This window comes from Nocardia sp. NPDC057440, assembly GCF_042802915.1.
Classification (GTDB): Bacteria; Actinomycetota; Actinomycetes; order Mycobacteriales; family Mycobacteriaceae; genus Nocardia.
In genome coordinates this window covers 12,960-29,169 of record NZ_JBHVDF010000001.1, presented here as the reverse complement: position 1 = coordinate 29,169, position 16,210 = coordinate 12,960, and the positions used below count along the sequence as shown (strand labels likewise).

13 protein-coding genes and 1 tRNA gene are annotated in these 16,210 nt (G+C 66.9%); 9 read left to right on the top strand and 5 right to left on the bottom strand.

Features of this window, described 5'->3' with window-relative positions:
* Positions 1–123: 123 nt before the first annotated feature.
* From ACFU4Z_RS00140 to ACFU4Z_RS00120, 5 genes are all read right to left on the bottom strand, one after another.
* A complete protein-coding gene (locus ACFU4Z_RS00140; RefSeq protein ID WP_379058069.1) occupies positions 124–267 on the bottom strand; it encodes an MmpS family transport accessory protein in 144 nt (47 codons plus the stop codon).
* Between the two features lie 183 nt (positions 268–450).
* Positions 451–1,143, bottom strand: a complete 693-nt coding sequence (locus ACFU4Z_RS00135; RefSeq protein ID WP_379058066.1) for a class I SAM-dependent methyltransferase — start codon at positions 1,141–1,143, stop codon at positions 451–453.
* Between the two features lie 389 nt (positions 1,144–1,532).
* Positions 1,533–1,605 (bottom strand) — tRNA-Arg (locus ACFU4Z_RS00130).
* A gap of 122 nt (positions 1,606–1,727) precedes the next feature.
* The gene (locus ACFU4Z_RS00125) at positions 1,728–2,528 is read right to left on the bottom strand and encodes a DUF305 domain-containing protein (RefSeq protein ID WP_379058064.1); all 801 of its coding nucleotides are present in this window, start codon (positions 2,526–2,528) and stop codon (positions 1,728–1,730) included.
* Positions 2,529–3,509 carry a DUF3105 domain-containing protein gene (locus ACFU4Z_RS00120; RefSeq protein WP_379058061.1) on the bottom strand — a complete coding sequence of 327 codons (981 nt, stop codon included), beginning with the start codon at positions 3,507–3,509 and terminating at the stop codon, positions 2,529–2,531.
* Positions 3,510–3,600: 91 nt separating this feature from the next.
* Between ACFU4Z_RS00120 and argS the strand changes: the two genes are divergently transcribed.
* The 9 genes from argS (at position 3,601) to prmC (ending at position 15,836) form a co-directional block, all read left to right on the top strand.
* Positions 3,601–5,253 carry an arginine--tRNA ligase gene (gene argS, locus ACFU4Z_RS00115; protein ID WP_379058058.1) on the top strand — a complete coding sequence of 551 codons (1,653 nt, stop codon included), beginning with the start codon at positions 3,601–3,603 and terminating at the stop codon, positions 5,251–5,253.
* Positions 5,254–5,299: 46 nt separating this feature from the next.
* Positions 5,300–6,715 carry a diaminopimelate decarboxylase gene (gene lysA, locus ACFU4Z_RS00110; protein ID WP_379058056.1) on the top strand — a complete coding sequence of 472 codons (1,416 nt, stop codon included), beginning with the start codon at positions 5,300–5,302 and terminating at the stop codon, positions 6,713–6,715.
* A 77-nt stretch (positions 6,716–6,792) separates the two neighbouring features.
* Positions 6,793–8,148: a homoserine dehydrogenase gene (locus tag ACFU4Z_RS00105; protein ID WP_379058053.1), complete on the top strand. Its 1,356-nt coding sequence runs from the start codon at positions 6,793–6,795 to the stop codon at positions 8,146–8,148.
* Between the two features lie 94 nt (positions 8,149–8,242).
* Positions 8,243–9,337: a threonine synthase gene (gene thrC, locus ACFU4Z_RS00100; RefSeq protein ID WP_379058050.1), complete on the top strand. Its 1,095-nt coding sequence runs from the start codon at positions 8,243–8,245 to the stop codon at positions 9,335–9,337.
* Positions 9,338–9,380: 43 nt separating this feature from the next.
* Positions 9,381–10,340, top strand: a complete 960-nt coding sequence (thrB, locus tag ACFU4Z_RS00095) for a homoserine kinase (protein WP_379058047.1) — start codon at positions 9,381–9,383, stop codon at positions 10,338–10,340.
* A 343-nt stretch (positions 10,341–10,683) separates the two neighbouring features.
* Positions 10,684–12,756: a transcription termination factor Rho gene (gene rho / locus ACFU4Z_RS00090; RefSeq protein ID WP_379058045.1), complete on the top strand. Its 2,073-nt coding sequence runs from the start codon at positions 10,684–10,686 to the stop codon at positions 12,754–12,756.
* Positions 12,757–13,516: 760 nt separating this feature from the next.
* A complete protein-coding gene (rpmE, locus tag ACFU4Z_RS00085) occupies positions 13,517–13,759 on the top strand; it encodes a 50S ribosomal protein L31 (RefSeq protein ID WP_328409859.1) in 243 nt (80 codons plus the stop codon).
* Positions 13,760–13,867: 108 nt separating this feature from the next.
* Complete coding sequence (gene prfA, locus ACFU4Z_RS00080; RefSeq protein ID WP_379058041.1) at positions 13,868–14,938, top strand: peptide chain release factor 1; 1,071 nt, start codon at positions 13,868–13,870, stop codon at positions 14,936–14,938.
* 25 nt (positions 14,939–14,963) lie between these two features.
* Entirely contained in the window at positions 14,964–15,836 is an 873-nt protein-coding gene (prmC, locus tag ACFU4Z_RS00075) for a peptide chain release factor N(5)-glutamine methyltransferase (RefSeq protein ID WP_379058038.1), read from the top strand.
* Positions 15,837–16,210: the final 374 nt, after the last annotated feature.

Genomic DNA, 16,210 nt, shown 5'->3' with positions numbered 1-16,210 from the left:
GCGGGCCAGATCACGGCTCGAGGGCCGTTTTCGGGGACCGTGCACGCGACTTGATCATGGGCGTGAAGGCCATACACGCGAGCGCGGACTGACCCGAGTACGCAAGAGTTGGAGGTTACGCGCTCAGAAGGTGCTGCCCGAGCATTCCACCGCGGCGTCCTTGCCGGTAGCGGTTTTCTCGTCGGTCACCTTGCCATCGCCGGTGACCCGGCACGTTACGGATGTTCCGTTGGTCTGCGCGCGGAGGCCGACAATCACGATCCCCAAGTTGTTGGTGACCGAATTCGATCACGGTGCCGCCACTTCGACTTCCCGTCGCGTCATCGCCGCAATCGTTACCCGGCTCCGACCTTGGTTACCGTAGATCGTAAGGGGTTGCCCGGTGCGGGCAGTCGGCTCCAGCGGCCGGCCCGGCCGACCTGGGATCCGTTGATCTCGGCGCAGCCTCCGTTATCCGATGACCCGGATGATCTCGTCGTCGAATATTTCTTGCGTCTGGAAGGACACTCCGGAGTCGAGGAGCCGGGTGTGAAGTGCGGATCGCCAGGGCCGCGGGTCGCCCCACGTTCCGTAGAGCTTCGTCGGCGAGAGGGCAACGATCCGCAGACCGTCCCGGGCGGCAGTCCACGCGGCAGCCGCGACGCCGGGTGTGTGTTCGGACCGATAGTCGTCCATCGCGACAATACCGTTGTCCACCAGTATATTTCGCGCTGTTTCGATATCGTCCCGCACAATTCGATAGAGGTGCGATCCGTCGATATGCACGAAACGGTAGCGGCGCTGCGCCAAGATCGGGCGGGCTGCGGGGCTGTCCATTCGCAGGATTCGCGGTGGTGACGAATGGAACCGCGCATAGTTGGCTCGGAATGCCGATTCGGTCAGATCGCCGTAATCGCGACGGTTCTCGGTGAAATTGGACGGGTCTGGCGCGGGGTCCTCGAACAGATCGACGACCGTGAACTCTTCCCCGCTCCGCCGGTATTCGCCGATGAGGACCGAGGATTTGCCGAAGCAGCAACCGATTTCGGCGAGATCGGCAACCCCGCATCTATGCTCCGAGAGCTCGAGGAAGAACCGGAACAGCATCGGATCGGGGGGGTAAAACCACCCGGATATCCCGTCGAGATCAGCGTCCGTGATCATCCACACCTCCTGCGATCGCAGGCTCCTGCAGATATCGGGCAACGATTCCTTCGAATACCGGCACGGGGTAACCGAGGGTAGAGGGGCGCACTGTCCACGGGCAGATTGAACCATGAGCGGCCCGGATGCGCTGTCCCGGAAGTGTTCGGCTCACGATCGAGTCGAGCGTAACGGCGATCTGCGCGGCGCAGCGTCATGCCACCCGCGAAAGTCGCGGCCGCTGCCTTACCGCGTACTCCATGATGCGACGTATGACCGAGATCGTCGCAGATAACCTATTGACGCGGTGGTCGACGAGGAAGCGTCATCCGGTGCCACTGATGCGTGCCGAGACAGTGAACAGAAAAGGCTCCTGGCCAGGAACTGTCTGGTCAGGAGCCTTTCTTCGGTGCCCTCGGCAGGAATCGAACCTGCGGCCTTCTGCTCCGGAGGCAGACGCTCTATCCCCTGAGCTACGAGGGCGGGATAGATCTCGGCCGGACGCCGGGTGGGGCGGCCGATCGGGCGGGGCAAGCGTATCGCATTGGCAGCTGTCCGCCAAAAAGTGCGCCGGGTCGGGTGGTTTCGCGGGTTCGACCCGGGTCTCAGGTCACCGGCAGGGGTGTTGCGCCTCTGGTGGTGAGCATGGTGGTCATCAGCTGGGCCTCGCCACGCTGGGTTGTCTCCATGGTGCTCGCCAGGCTGCGCACGGCGGTGGTTTCGGCGTGCTCGGCCGCGTATCGGATCATCGACATGCCGCCCTGGTGATGGCGCAGCATCAGCTGCAGGAACATCGTGTCCAGCGCCGGGCCGGTGGCTTGGCGCAGCGCTGTCATCTCCGCGTTGGTCGCCATGCCGGGCATGGTCGGCATCGGGCCGGACATCGGGTGGCCTGCCGTGCTGCCTGCGGCGCCGTGGTCGTGGCCGCCGCCCGCGGGTTCACTCATCCAGCCCATGTAGCCGTCGACGTCCTGCATCGGCTTGCCCCACAGTTGCAGCCAGCCCTGCATCCTGCCGAGCTGGGCCTGCTGGGTGGTCAGGATGTCGTAGGCGAGCCTGCGTACGTCGTTGTCGGCGGAGCCGATGAGCGCGACGCCCGCCATGTCGACCGCCTGGGCATGGTGGGCGGACATGTCCTGGCTGAAACCGGTGTCCGCGGCGTTCGGGTCGGGTTCGGCGTTGCGGTCCAACGGAATCCGGGCGAGGACACCGACGGCGAAACCGATCAGCAGGATGCCGATCGCGCCGATGACCAGCAGCGCGGTGCGCTGACGGCGGAACTGTGCGCCGAGACCGGTGCCGTCGCCATCTTCGGATGCGGCGGTCGGGTCCTGTTCGGTCGGACTGCCGCAGGCATCACTGCCGGAAGTGGCGGTCGAGTCCGGCTCGGTTCCTGTGTCGGCCATCTACTGGCCCGTCGTCGGTTGACCGGGGGCAGGTTGCGTCGGGATCTGCGCACCGGGCAGGCCCGGAGCACCGGGCAGACCGGGAACGCCGGGCACACCCGGGATGCCGCCGGGCAGGCCCGGAGCACCGGGCAGACCGGGAACGCCGGGCACACCCGGGATGCCGCCGGGCAGGCCCGGCATGCCGCCGAGCTCGGCCGGATCGGGTTCGAGGCCCTTACCGTCCATCGGCACCGCATCCGGTCCGGGCGGGCTCGGGTCGAACGGCAGCGGGTTGTTCGCGTCGAAGGACGGGTTGGAGCAGCTCGCGCCCACCTCGGGGTAGGCGCCGTAAGGGTTGGCGCGCAGCGCCGTGAGGAACTGGTTGACCCGCTTGTCGTCGGGGCTGTCCAGGGTCAGCCGATGGCCCCAAGACTGCAGCGACACCGCCGAGGTCAGGCCGGGGTAGGGCGACATCAGGGTCTGCTGCTTGCCCTCGACCTTCTTCTTCAGCGTTTCGATTCCCGCGGTGTCCACCTTGTCCGGGTTATAGGTGATCCACACCGCGCCGTGCTCGAGCGAATGCACCGCGTTCTCCACCCGGATCGGCTTGCTGTACACCACGCCGGTGCAGTTCGCCCAAGCCTGATCGTGCGGGCCGCCGAACGGCGGGCTCTGGTCGTAGGCCACCCGCTGGGCGCCCGAGACGTGCAGACCGGCCTGGTACTCCTGCTTGGTCACGCCCGAGATCTGATCGGAGGGGTCTTTGCGCTGGGCGCTCGGCGTGTATTTCTCGAGGTCGGCCTTGTCCCGGTACTTCGGGACCAGGCTGTAGGCGAGGACACCGACCAATGCGATGATGACCGCGGCAGCGCCGATGGCCAGCCACGGAATCTGGCGCTTCTTGCCGAACGGGCTCTTGCCACCGCCCCTTTTGCGCGAAGACGACGACTTCCCGGCGGCCCGGACGGCTTTGGCCGATTTGGCACTTGTGCTCGGCATTGCTCGTTGTGCTCTTTCGACGTGATGGATCCGCTGGCAGTGCGGTGCCCACTCGAGGTGCACACCCGCCCAGACCATAGGATAGAGACTCGTGACTCCAGCTGACCTTGCAGATCTCCTTCGCGCAACTGCGGCGAAGGTGCTTGTCGAACGTGGACTGGACCCTGCGGTCCTGCCCGACGCGGTCAGTGTGGAGCGCCCCCGTAATCCGGAACATGGTGACTATGCCACGAATGTGGCGATGCAGGTCGGCAAGCGGGCCGGAACCAATCCACGCGAATTGGCAGCCTGGCTGGCCACCGCGCTCGCCGCGACCGACGGCATCGATTCCGCCGATGTGGCCGGTCCCGGCTTCCTGAACATCCGGCTCGCCGCGTCCGCGCAGGGCGCGATCGTCGCGCAGGTGCTCGCGGCAGGCCAGGGGTACGGCACGTCGGAAGCGTTGACGGGAACTCGCATCAACCTGGAGTTCGTGTCGGCCAATCCGACCGGCCCCGTGCACCTCGGCGGTACCCGCTGGGCCTCGGTCGGTGACGCGCTCGGCCGGATCCTGGCCGCGCAGGGCGCCGACGTGACCCGCGAGTACTACTTCAACGATCACGGCGCGCAGATCGACCGCTTCGCCAAGTCGCTGGTCGCTGCCGCCTCCGGCGCGCCGACGCCGGAGAACGGGTACGCGGGCGCTTACATCACCGAGATCGCCGACAAGATCGTCGCCGGACGTCCCGATGCGCTGACGCTGCCGGAGGCCGAGCGGCTCGAGCTGTTCCGTGCCGAGGGCGTCGAGCTGATGTTCGCCCAGATCAGGGCGTCGCTGCACGAGTTCGGCACCGACTTCGACGTCTACTTCAACGAGAGCTCGCTGTTCGAGTCCGGCGCGGTGGAGCAGGCCGTCACCACCCTCAAGGACTCCGGCGATCTGTACCAGAAGGACGGCGCGTGGTGGATCGCCAGCTCGGAATACGGTGACGACCAGGATCGCGTGGTCATCAAGAGCGACGGCAACGCGGCCTACATCGCGGGCGACATCGCCTACTTCCAGAACAAGCGAGCCCGCGGCTTCGACCTGTGCATCTACATGCTCGGCGCCGACCATCACGGCTACATCGGCCGGTTGAAGGCCGCCGCCGCCGCGTTCGGCGACGACCCGGCCACCGTCGAGGTGCTGATCGGGCAGATGGTGAATCTGGTCAAAGACGGCGTCGCGGTGAAGATGAGCAAGCGCGCGGGCACCGTTGTCACCCTCGACGACCTCGTCGAGGCGATCGGCGTCGACGCGGCCCGCTATGCGCTGGTGCGCAGCTCGGTGAACTCGAGCATCGATATCGATCTGAACCAGTGGACCAGCGAGAACAACGAAAACCCCGTCTACTACGTGCAATACGCGCACGCCAGGTTGTCGTCGTTGGCGCGCAACGCGGTGGATCTCGGGGTGAGCGCCGCGAACCCGGACTTCGGGTTGCTCGCCACTGAGCACGAAGGCGAACTCATCCGCACCATCGGCGAGTACCCGCGGGTGGTCGCCAGCGCCGCGAGCCTGCGTGAACCGCACCGGGTCGCCCGCTATCTGGAGGAGCTCGCCGGCGCGTACCACCGGTTCTACGGCGCCTGCCAGGTGCTGCCCAAGGGTGACGAGGAGCCGACGCCGCTGCATACCGCACGGCTCGCGCTGTGTGAGGCCAGCCGTCAGGTGCTCGCCAACGGCCTCGGGCTGCTCGGCGTCAACGCACCGGAGCGCATGTGAACGGGCTATCGGGCTTCGAGACGAGCAGTATGAGGAAGGTAGTTCAGTGAGCGCGCATCCAGCCGGACCCCGGCACGCCGAGATCCCGCACGCCCCCAGTCTGGCCGAGCGCCCGCGTGATCCGAAGCAGATGATCGACCTGCCCGTCAATGTGTGGCCGCGCAACGCTTCTCGCGATGCCGACGGTGTCGTCCAGTTGGCCGGGGTGCCGGTGCACGAGCTGGCCGCACAGTTCGGCACCCCGCTGTTCGTGGTGGACGAGGACGACTTCCGTTCCCGCTGTCGCGATATGGTGCGCGCGTTCGGCTCGAATGCGCGAGTCCACTACGCGTCCAAGGCATTCCTGTGTGGCGAGATCGCGCGCTGGATCCGCGACGAAGGTCTCTCGCTGGACGTGTGCTCCGGCGGCGAGCTCGCTGTCGCGCTGCACGCGGGCTTCCCGGCCCAGCGAATCGCGTTGCACGGCAACAACAAGTCGGTTCCCGAGCTGGAGGCCGCGGTCGCGGCGGGCGTCGGGCACGTGGTGGTCGACTCGCTGATCGAGATCGATCGCCTCGAGGTGGTCGCGGGCCGCGCGGGCGTCGTGCAGGACGTGCTCGTTCGTGTCACCGTCGGTGTGGAAGCCCATACACACGAATACATTTCGACCGCGCACGAGGATCAGAAGTTCGGTTTCTCCATCGCGGGCGGCGATGCCATGGAGGCGCTGGCACGCGTCTTCGAGGCCGACAACCTGCGTCTGGTCGGGCTGCACTCGCACATCGGGTCGCAGATCTTCGAGCTCGACGGCTTCGAGATCGCCGCGCGCCGGATGCTCGGACTGCTGCGCGCTGCCGTCGACAAGTTCGGCATCGAGCGAACCGCCCAGATCGCCACCCTGGATCTCGGTGGCGGCCTTGGTATTTCGTACCTGCCGAACGACGATCCGCCGCCGCTGGACGAGTTCGCGACGAGCCTGCGCAAGCTGGTCGGCGAGGAAGCGGCCCGAGCCGGACTGCCGGAGCCGACCATCGCGGTGGAACCGGGTCGCGCCATCGCGGGACCCGGCACAGTCACGCTGTACGAGGTCGGCACGGTCAAGGACGTCTCGCTCGACGGCGGACTGACCCGCCGCTACGTCAGCGTCGACGGCGGCATGAGCGACAACATCCGCCCCGCGCTGTATCAGGCGGACTACGATTGCCGTCTGGTCTCGCGCTCCTCGGACGCCGACCCGGTGGTTGCTCGCGTGGTCGGAAAGCACTGCGAGAGCGGCGATATCATTATTCGGGACACCTGGATGCCCGCCGACGTCGGCCCTGGTGATCTGGTCGCGGTGGCGGCCACCGGTGCGTATTGCTACTCGATGTCGAGTCGATACAACCAGCTGACACGTCCCGCGGTCGTCGCAGTGCGCGACGGAGTTCCGCGACTCATTCTGCGCCGGGAAACGGTGGCGGACCTGCTCAGCCTGGAGGTGTAGATGAGCAACACCGACGCAGCCTCGCTCATCGGAGCCGATCGGGTGCGGGTATCCCGCACTAACACAGAGGTGGAATCATGACCAATGCCGCGAAGCAAGGGACCTGGGGAACCGATCGTCCGATCGGGGTCGCGGTCCTCGGGATGGGCAATGTCGGCACCGAGGTGGTGCGCATTCTGCGCGACCACGCCGATGACCTGCGCTCGCGCGTCGGCGCACCGGTCGTGCTCCGCGGTGTCGCGGTGCGCAACCTCGACACCGACCGTGGTCTACCCGCCGGACTGCTGACCACCGACGCCGACGCGCTCGTCGCCCGCGACGACGTCGACCTGGTTGTCGAGGTCATCGGCGGCATCGATCCGCCGCGCAGACTGATCCTGGCCGCGCTGAATGCGGGCAAGTCCGTGGTGACCGCCAACAAGGCGCTGCTCGCCGATTACACCGGCGAGCTGGCCGCGGCCGCCGAGCGCAGCCGCGCCGACCTGTACTTCGAGGCCGCCGTCGCGGGCGCCATCCCGGTCGTGCGCCCGCTCATCCAGTCGCTGGCCGGTGATCGGGTCAACAAGGTCGTCGGCATCGTCAACGGCACCACCAACTTCATCCTCTCCGCGATGGACGAGACAGGCGCCGACTACTCGGACACGCTCGCCGAGGCCACCCGCCTCGGATACGCCGAGGCCGACCCGACCGCCGACGTCGAGGGCTACGACGCCGCCGCGAAGGCCGCGATCCTGGCCTCACTGGCCTTCCACACCCGGGTCACCGCCGCCGACGTGTACCGCGAGGGCATCTCGAAGATCTCCGCGGAGGACCTGGAGACCGCGTCCGAGCTGAACTGCACTGTCAAGCTGCTCGCCATCTGCGAGCGCGTCGACTCGGGCCCCGGCGAGCCCGGCCCGGAAGAAGGCGGCAAGGAGCGCGTCTCGGTGCGCGTCTACCCGGCCCTCATCCCGCGCAAGCACCCGCTGGCCGCGGTCACCGGTGCGTTCAACGCGGTGGTCGTCGAGGCGGACAACGCGGGACGGCTGATGTTCTACGGTCAGGGCGCCGGCGGCGCTCCGACGGCGTCCGCGGTGCTCGGTGATCTGGTGATGGCCGCGCGCAACAAGTTCTACGGTGGCCGTGCTCCCGGCGAATCGGTTTATGCTGAGCTACCGATCGCGCCGATCGGCGATACGCCGACCCGTTACCACGTGAACCTGCAGGTCGAAGACCGTCCTGGGGTTCTGGCCAAGGTGGCGGGCGAGTTCGCCAAGCACGGGGTGAGCATCTCGACCGTCCGCCAGGAAGGGCACGGCAACGGTGCGCGCCTTGTTGTCGTGACCCACCACGCGGTGGAGTCGGCGCTCGCGGACACCGTGGCCGCTCTCGCGGAGATGGAGTCCGTCACATCCGTGACCAGTGTTCTGAGATTGGAAGGCACCGAAGAATGAGGACGAATGTGCGGACAATCGCCGACATTCGAGGCGATATGTCGACAGGTTTCCGGTGCGCACCCGCTCCCGGTCCGACGCAGGGAGCGCTGGCATGAACACCGCAGGCGTCGCGCCGCAGACCGGAGTGCATTCCCGCTGGCCGGGGCTGATCGCGGCCTATCGTGATCGACTCGCGGGCGCAGCCGACTGGGAGCCGGTCACCCTCTTCGAGGGCGGCACCCCGCTGGTGCCCGCACCGCACCTGTCCGAGCTGACCGGATGTGATGTGTATCTCAAGGTCGAGGGGCTCAATCCGACGGGTTCGTTCAAGGACCGCGGCATGACGATGGCGATCACCGACGCCAAGTACCGCGGTCAGACCGCCGTGCTGTGCGCCTCCACCGGCAACACCTCGGCATCCGCCGCCGCTTACGCGACCCGCGCGGGCATGACCTGCGCCGTGCTGATCCCGCAGGGCAAGATCGCGATGGGCAAGCTGGCCCAGGCCGTCATGCTCGGCGCGAAGATCATCCAGGTCGAGGGCAATTTCGACGACTGCCTGGAGCTGGCGCGCAAGGTGACCTCGGAATTTCCGAGCATCGGTCTGGTGAACTCGGTGAACCCGGCCCGCATCGAGGGGCAGAAGACGGCCTCGTTCGAGATCTGCGATGTGCTCGGCAAGGCGCCGGATGTGCATGTGCTCCCGGTGGGCAACGCGGGCAACATCACCGCCTACTGGCGCGGTTACCGCGAGTACTACGCCGACGGCATCACCACGCAGCTGCCGCGCATGCTCGGTGTGCAGGCCGCGGGTGCCGCGCCGCTGGTCAACGGCGCCCCGGTCAAGGACCCGGAAACCATCGCCACCGCCATCCGGATCGGCGCGCCCGCGTCCTGGAACGGTGCGATGGAAGCCAAGGAGCAGTCCGGTGGCGCGTTCCGCGCCGCCACCGACGAGGAGATCCTGGAGGCGTACCGACTGGTCGCCGCCACCGAGGGCGTCTTCGTCGAGCCTGCTTCGGCGGCCAGCGTCGCAGGTCTGCTCGCGGCCCGCAAGGAGGGCTGGCTCGACTCCGGCCTGACCGTTGTGTGCACCGTCACCGGCAACGGACTCAAGGATCCCGACACCGCGCTGTTGGGAATGCCGCAGGTCCAGGCGATCAAGGTCGACCCGGTCGCGGTGGCCGCCGAACTAGAGCTGGCATGAGTTGAGCACTCGGGAAAGTCAACTGCATGAGCGGGCAGCAGCCATGACGCGGACGCTGCCCGCTGGGTTGTCCGTGCTCGCGCGGGTGCCCGCCTCCAGCGCGAACCTGGGTCCCGGATTCGATTCGCTCGGTATGGCATTGGGCATCTACGACGAGATCGAGGTGCGCACTACCGATTCCGGCCTGACAATCCGGGTGGAGGGTGAGGGCGCCGACGACGTGCCGTGGGGCCCTTCGCATCTGGTGGTGCGTGCCATCGAGCGTGGCCTGGAATCCGCCGGCGTGTGGGCCGACGGTCTCGATGTGTTGTGCCGCAACGTGATTCCGCATTCGCGTGGACTGGGTTCGTCGGCCTCCGCGGTGGTCGGCGGGCTGGCCGCCGGCTGTGCGCTCGCCGCGAAATTGGATCCGGCACTGGCCACCGGCGCGGACCAATTGGTGCAGCTGGCATCGGAATTCGAAGGTCATCCGGACAACGCGGCCGCCAGCGTGCTCGGCGGTGTGGTGGTGTCCTGGACCGAGACCGACCGGCCCGCCGATGCGGGCGCGGACGGCACCGCGGCCGCGCCGACCCGGATCTACCGTGCGGTGCGCCTCGAGCCGCATCCCGACCTGCGTGCGGTGGTGCTCATTCCCGAGGAGCGCTCGTCCACCGCGCACACCCGTGGTCTGCTGCCCGAGGTGGTGCCGCACGGCGACGCCGCGTTCAACGCCAGCCGGGCCGCCCTCGCGGTGGTCGCGCTGACGGAACGTCCGGATCTGCTGCTGCCCGCGACCGCGGATCGGCTGCATCAGAGCCAGCGTGCGCCCGCCCTGCCGCTGACGACCGCATGGATCCATCGGCTGCGGGCGGCCGGTATCGCGGCGACGGTTTCCGGCGCGGGCCCGACCGTACTGGCCCTCGTCACCAGCGAATTCCCCCGGGAACTCCGCGAACTGGCTGCCGCGGACGGTCTGCGGGTGGTCGAGCCGGGACTCGCAGAAGGCGTCCAGGTCGACTGACGGCGAGTCTGCCTTGCCGAGGTTGACAGTTGCCAGCTATCCTGAGCGAGTCCGTACATCGTGCGCATCAGACGCCGGTGCTTCATCAGGGCAATCGCTCCAGCAGGCTCCAGGCTCGAGCCTCCAGGCCATGGGGGTGCTGCGTAGCTGCGCAACTGGAATGATCTCTCCCACCTTTCACAAACTGGTGGCGAAGCCGCCGGTCCGGCGGGGCAGGTGATACGGCACAAGCGACCGGCAGGACGGATGTCCGGCGGTTGTACTCCGAGTTCGGCACAGTGCCCGGACTGCGGAACAAACCCTCGAAATAGCACACGGCAATCGAGGGAAGGAAAGGATTTCCGTGACAGATACGGACCTGCTCGCGACACCCGGGGTGGAATCCAACCCAACGACCCCGGGCGACCGCGAAAGTGACTCCGGACAGATTTCGAAGATGAGCGAACAAACCGACGTCGCACGATCGGGGCTGACTGGAATGTTGTTGCCGCAGTTGCGCGCGCTCGCGGGGGAGCTCGGTATCCGAGGCACCTCCGGAATGCGCAAAGGCGATTTGATCGCCGCTATCAAGGAAAACCAGGCCGGAAAGTCGGCGAAGGCAGAAAAGTCCGCGCGTGGCGAGGTGAAGTCCGATGCGGACACCGCCAAGGCGGTGCCGGTGCAGGCAACCCTGGATGTGACGCCCGCGGCTCCTGCCGTGGTGAACGAGGCTTCCGCTCAGTCGAATCAGGCTCCCGTCGCGGCTCAGTCGAATGAGGCTCCCGCGGCCACGTCGAAGTCCGCTCCCTCGAAGTCTGCTCGATCCGAGCAAACGCAGGCCGACTCGGCGCAGGCCGAGGCCGCGCCGACCGAGACCACCGAGGAATCCGGCCGCGAGCCGGGTCAGCGTGGTCGTGGCAGGCAGCGTCGCGGACGTGACCAGGCCCGCTCCGGTGGCGAGGCGTCGGTTGAATCGCGGGGTGACGAGCCGAAGCAGGACCAGGAGCAGGGCGAACGCCGCCGCGAGCGGAGTCAGTCCGGCGAGCGGAGTCAGTCCGGCGAACGCGGCCAGTCCGGTGAGCGTGGTCAGTCCGAGCGCGGCAACCAGAACGGGAACGGCAATCGGGACCGTGGCGGCGAAAGCCGTGGCGGCGACAGCAGCCGTGGTGGTGACGAGGACGAGGGCGGTCGCGGACGGCGTGGACGCCGCTTCCGCGAACGTCGTCGTGGTCGCGACCGCGAAGGCGGCCCGAGCACGGGCGAGGCCCGTGAGCTGGAGATCCGCGAAGACGACGTGTTGCAGCCGGTCGCGGGCATCCTCGACGTGCTCGACAATTACGCGTTCGTGCGGACCTCGGGCTACTTGGCCGGACCGAACGACGTGTACGTCTCGATGAACCTGGTCCGCAAGAACGGCCTGCGCCGCGGTGACGCGATCACCGGTGCGGTGCGCGCCCCGCGTGACGGTGAGCAGAGCAACCAGCGGCAGAAGTTCGATCCGCTGGTGCGATTGGACACCGTCAACGGCGGTGACGTCGATGCGGCCAAGCGTCGTCCCGAGTTCAGCAAGCTGACCCCGCTCTACCCGAATCAGCGACTGCGTCTGGAAACCACGCAGAACAAGCTGACCACGCGTGTGATCGACCTGATCATGCCGATCGGCAAGGGCCAGCGTGCGCTGATCGTCTCCCCGCCCAAGGCGGGTAAGACCACGATCATGCAGGACATCGCGAACGCGATCGCCATCAACAACCCCGAGGTCTACCTCATGGTTGTGCTGGTCGACGAGCGTCCGGAAGAGGTCACCGACATGCAGCGCTCGGTGAAGGGTGAGGTCATCGCCTCCACCTTCGACCGGCCGCCGTCAGACCACACCTCGGTCGCCGAGCTGGCCATCGAGCGGGCCAAGCGCCTGGTCGAAATGGGCAAAGACGTTGTGGTGCTGCTCGACTCGATCACCCGATTGGGCCGTGCGTACAACAACTCCTCGCCCGCCTCCGGCCGCATCCTCTCCGGTGGTGTCGATTCCACCGCGCTGTACCCGCCCAAGCGGTTCCTCGGCGCGGCGCGCAACATCGAGAACGGCGGCTCGCTGACGATCATCGCCACCGCGATGGTGGAGACCGGTTCGACCGGTGACACGGTGATCTTCGAGGAGTTCAAGGGCACCGGCAACGCGGAGCTCAAGCTGGACCGCAAGATCGCGGAACGGCGTGTATTCCCCGCGGTGGACGTCAATCCGTCCGGTACCCGTAAGGACGAGCTACTGCTCAGCCCCGACGAGGCCGCGGTGCTGCACAAGCTGCGCCGCGTATTGACCGGCCTCGACTCGCATCAGGCGATCGATCTGCTGATCGACCGACTGAAGAAGAGTAAGAACAACCTCGAGTTCCTGATGCAGGTGAGCAAGACCGCGCCAGGCGCACTCGACGAATGAGCCAGTCCGCCTCCTCGCGACTTCAGCGCACAAGTGAGTGCCGCGAGAGTCGCACGGCGGGCCGGCGGTTGAGTACTCGGCGACTTCTGGGCGTATCCCGGGAGTTACCCATGTGCTCGCGAAATCAGTAATTGCTCTGGCAAGCTCAGGGGCTCCGTGTACACGGAGCCCCTGAGTGCTTCGTGGACCGAAGAAGACCAGTCCGATGGCCGCGGCACCAATGATCATGCAGCCCAGAATCATTGCGGTGGTTGCGGTCGTGTCGGTACGGCTACCGGTGTGCGCGGGCTCGAAGGCCGTAGCGGTCGGAACCGCGTATCCGGCGGTCGAGGTGTTCGGGGCGTCGGGTACGGCAAGCCAGCCCACCGCGACAGTGAGAATCAACAGGGCGAAGATCGCGAGGGCGAATCGGCTGTTCATGGAGTTCTCCTTTCTGTCTCGGCACGGCGTTGTGCTACCAGGGCTCAAACTCTATGAACAGCGGTGTTCGCATCCCTGAGTAGCCGACTACTCGACTTAAGAGTTTGCTAAGAGTGTGTGATCCGCGCGCCCGGACTTCCAGGGGCGGGAAGGGTGGGGGAGTACTTGCCGCCCGGGAACAAACCCGTACCCGGATGCGTTTTGGGAGCGTAGCGGCAGTTCTGGCATACTGAACGGTCGTTGCGTCTGCTCACTGAGCAGACCTCCCGCCTAGTCGGCTCCGGTTCACGCTCTCGCGATCTGCGAGGGCGACCCGGCGGCCAATATCGAGAGGACACCCATGAAGGCAGGAATCCACCCGACGTATGTCGACACCACGGTCGTCTGTGGTTGCGGCAACACTTTCCAGACTCGCAGCACCAAGGAGTCGGGACACATCACCGTCGAGGTCTGCTCGCAGTGCCATCCGTTCTACACCGGCAAGCAGAAGATCCTCGACACCGGCGGCCGTGTGGCCCGCTTCGAGGCTCGCTACGGCAAGCGTGCCGGCAAGAAGGCCGAAGCCGAAGCCGACGCCAAGTAGCTTCCTCGCCGACGCCCGGTCCTGCTTCTGCAGGCCGGGCGTCGGTGCTTTTGTGTGGTCCCGGTCTTCGCCCGGGATGGCGTGGAAAATCGAGAGGAAGCAGTTACCGTGACGCAACCGTCCGCGATCGATGACATTCTGGCCGAGCACGCGGGCTTGGAGATGCAGCTGTCGGATCCGGCGCTGCACAACGATCCGGGCGCCGCGCGCCGGGTCGGGAAGCGGTTCGCCGAGTTGGCCCCCGTCATGGCTACCTATAACAAGCTGCAGACCGCCCGCGACGATCTCGCCGCCGCCAGGGAACTCGCGGCCGACGACGCGGCTTTCGCGGCAGAGGTGCCCGATCTGGAACGCCAGGTCGTCGAGCTGGAGCAGACGCTGGCGGATCTGCTCGCGCCGCGCGACCCGCACGACGGCGACGATGTGGTGCTGGAGGTCAAGTCCGGCGAGGGCGGCGAGGAATCCGCGCTGTTCGCCGCGGACTTGGCCCGCATGTACATCCGCTACGCCGAGCGGCACGGGTGGAAGGTCGAGGTTCTCGACGTCACGATCTCCGACCTCGGCGGCTACAAAGACGCCACGCTATCGATCAAGAGCAAGGACGCCGCACGCGACGGTGTCTGGTCGCGATTCAAATTCGAGGGCGGTGTGCACCGGGTCCAGCGCGTCCCGGTGACCGAATCGCAGGGCCGCATCCACACCTCGGCCGCGGGCGTGCTCATCTATCCGGAGCCCGACGAGGTGGAAGAGGTGCAGATCGACGAAACCGATCTGCGCATCGACGTCTACCGCTCCTCCGGCAAGGGTGGGCAGGGCGTCAACACCACCGACTCGGCCGTTCGCATCACCCACCTGCCCTCGGGCATCGTGGTGACCTGCCAGAACGAGCGTTCCCAGTTGCAGAACAAGGCACGCGCCATGCAGGTGCTCGCCGCGCGGCTGCAGGCACTCGCCGAAGAGCAGGCCGACCAGGAAGCCGCGGCGGGCCGGGCCAGCCAGATCCGCACGGTCGACCGCTCCGAGCGCATCCGCACCTACAACTTCCCGGAGAACCGGATCGCCGACCACCGCATCGGATTCAAGGCCCACAACCTGGATGCTGTGCTCGATGGCGATATGGACGCACTGCTCGATGCACTGGGCAAGGCGGATCGCGAAGCCCGAATGGCCGCCGAATAAGCCTCGATCAGGCAAAGTCAGCGCTATGAGTCGTGAGCCGCTGCGTCCAGCTATCAATGAAGCCGTCGAGACCCTGCGGGCGGCCGGGGTACACAGTCCGCAGGCAGACGCCGAACATCTCGCGGCGCATCTGCTCGGCGTCGAGCGAACACGACTGGCGCTGACGCCGCTGGTCGAGCCGGAGCTGCTGGCGCAGTATCGGATGCTGGTCGCCAAGCGTGCGGAACGAATCCCGTTGCAGCACTTGACCGGTACGGCCGCGATGGGTGAGATCGACCTGGCGGTCGGGCCGGGCGTTTTCGTGCCGCGACCGGAGACCGAGTTGCTGTTCGCCTGGGCATTGGGCCAACTGGAGAAGCTGCCGCACGATCACACGCCCATCGTGGTCGACCTGTGCACCGGTTCCGGCGCGCTCGCCTTGGCCATCGCGCACGCCCGCCCCGACGCCGATGTGCACGCCGTCGAGATCGATCCGCCCGCCTTGCAATGGGCCCGCCGCAATGCCGACCTCCGCATCGCCGACGGCGACACCCCCATCACCCTGTACGCCGACGACGTCACCGACCCGGACCTGCTGACCGAGCTCAATGGCCGCGTCGACCTCGTGGTATCCAACCCGCCCTACATCCCGGAAGCCGCCGAACTCGCCCCCGAGGTCGCCGACCACGACCCGCATCTGGCCCTGTTCGGCGGCCCCGATGGCCTGGACGTCATCCGCGCGATGATCCCCACCATCGCCCGCCTGCTGCGCCCCGGCGGCACGACGGCCATCGAACACGACGACGCCAACGGCTCGGAACTGGCGGCCATGCTCGGCAAACAGGGCGAATTCACCGACATCGTCGAACACCCCGACCTCGCCGGAAAACCGCGCTTCGTCGCCGCCAACCGCGCATGAACAGACGCGCCTACTGGGCACGATGATGTCTTTCGAGCGCAGCGAGATCGAGCACTGGAGTTGGCGACCCCAGCGCACGTCCGAACACCCTGAAGCGCAGACAACACGTCGCAAGATCCCCACAGACACACCCGCTGGGCACGATGACGCCTTCCGAGCGAAGCGAGACCGAGCACTAGAGTTCGCGGTCCGTCCCGCCTCGACAACAGCCGAAGCGCATCGACCGAAGTAGCAAGCTCAGCCACTGACGCCCCCACTGGGCACGATGATGTCTTCCGAGCGAAGCGAGACCGAGCATTAGAGTTCGCGGCCCGTCTCGCTTCCGAGCCGTCGAAGCGCACGCGCCGAAGGCACGAGTCTCGACGGCTCGGAAG

Bases quoted from the DNA above. Each gene is read 5' to 3' on its own strand.
- thrB (WP_379058047.1), top strand. From the start codon at position 9,381: ATGACGCGGACGCTGCCCGCTGGGTTGTCCGTGCTCGCGCGGGTGCCC.
- ACFU4Z_RS00120 (WP_379058061.1), bottom strand. From the start codon at position 3,509: ATGCCGAGCACAAGTGCCAAATCGGCCAAAGCCGTCCGGGCCGCCGGG.
- prmC (WP_379058038.1), top strand. From the start codon at position 14,964: ATGAGTCGTGAGCCGCTGCGTCCAGCTATCAATGAAGCCGTCGAGACC.
- ACFU4Z_RS00125 (WP_379058064.1), bottom strand. From the start codon at position 2,528: ATGGCCGACACAGGAACCGAGCCGGACTCGACCGCCACTTCCGGCAGT.
- rpmE (WP_328409859.1), top strand. From the start codon at position 13,517: ATGAAGGCAGGAATCCACCCGACGTATGTCGACACCACGGTCGTCTGT.
- thrC (WP_379058050.1), top strand. From the start codon at position 8,243: ATGAACACCGCAGGCGTCGCGCCGCAGACCGGAGTGCATTCCCGCTGG.
- ACFU4Z_RS00105 (WP_379058053.1), top strand. From the start codon at position 6,793: ATGACCAATGCCGCGAAGCAAGGGACCTGGGGAACCGATCGTCCGATC.
- ACFU4Z_RS00135 (WP_379058066.1), bottom strand. From the start codon at position 1,143: ATGATCACGGACGCTGATCTCGACGGGATATCCGGGTGGTTTTACCCC.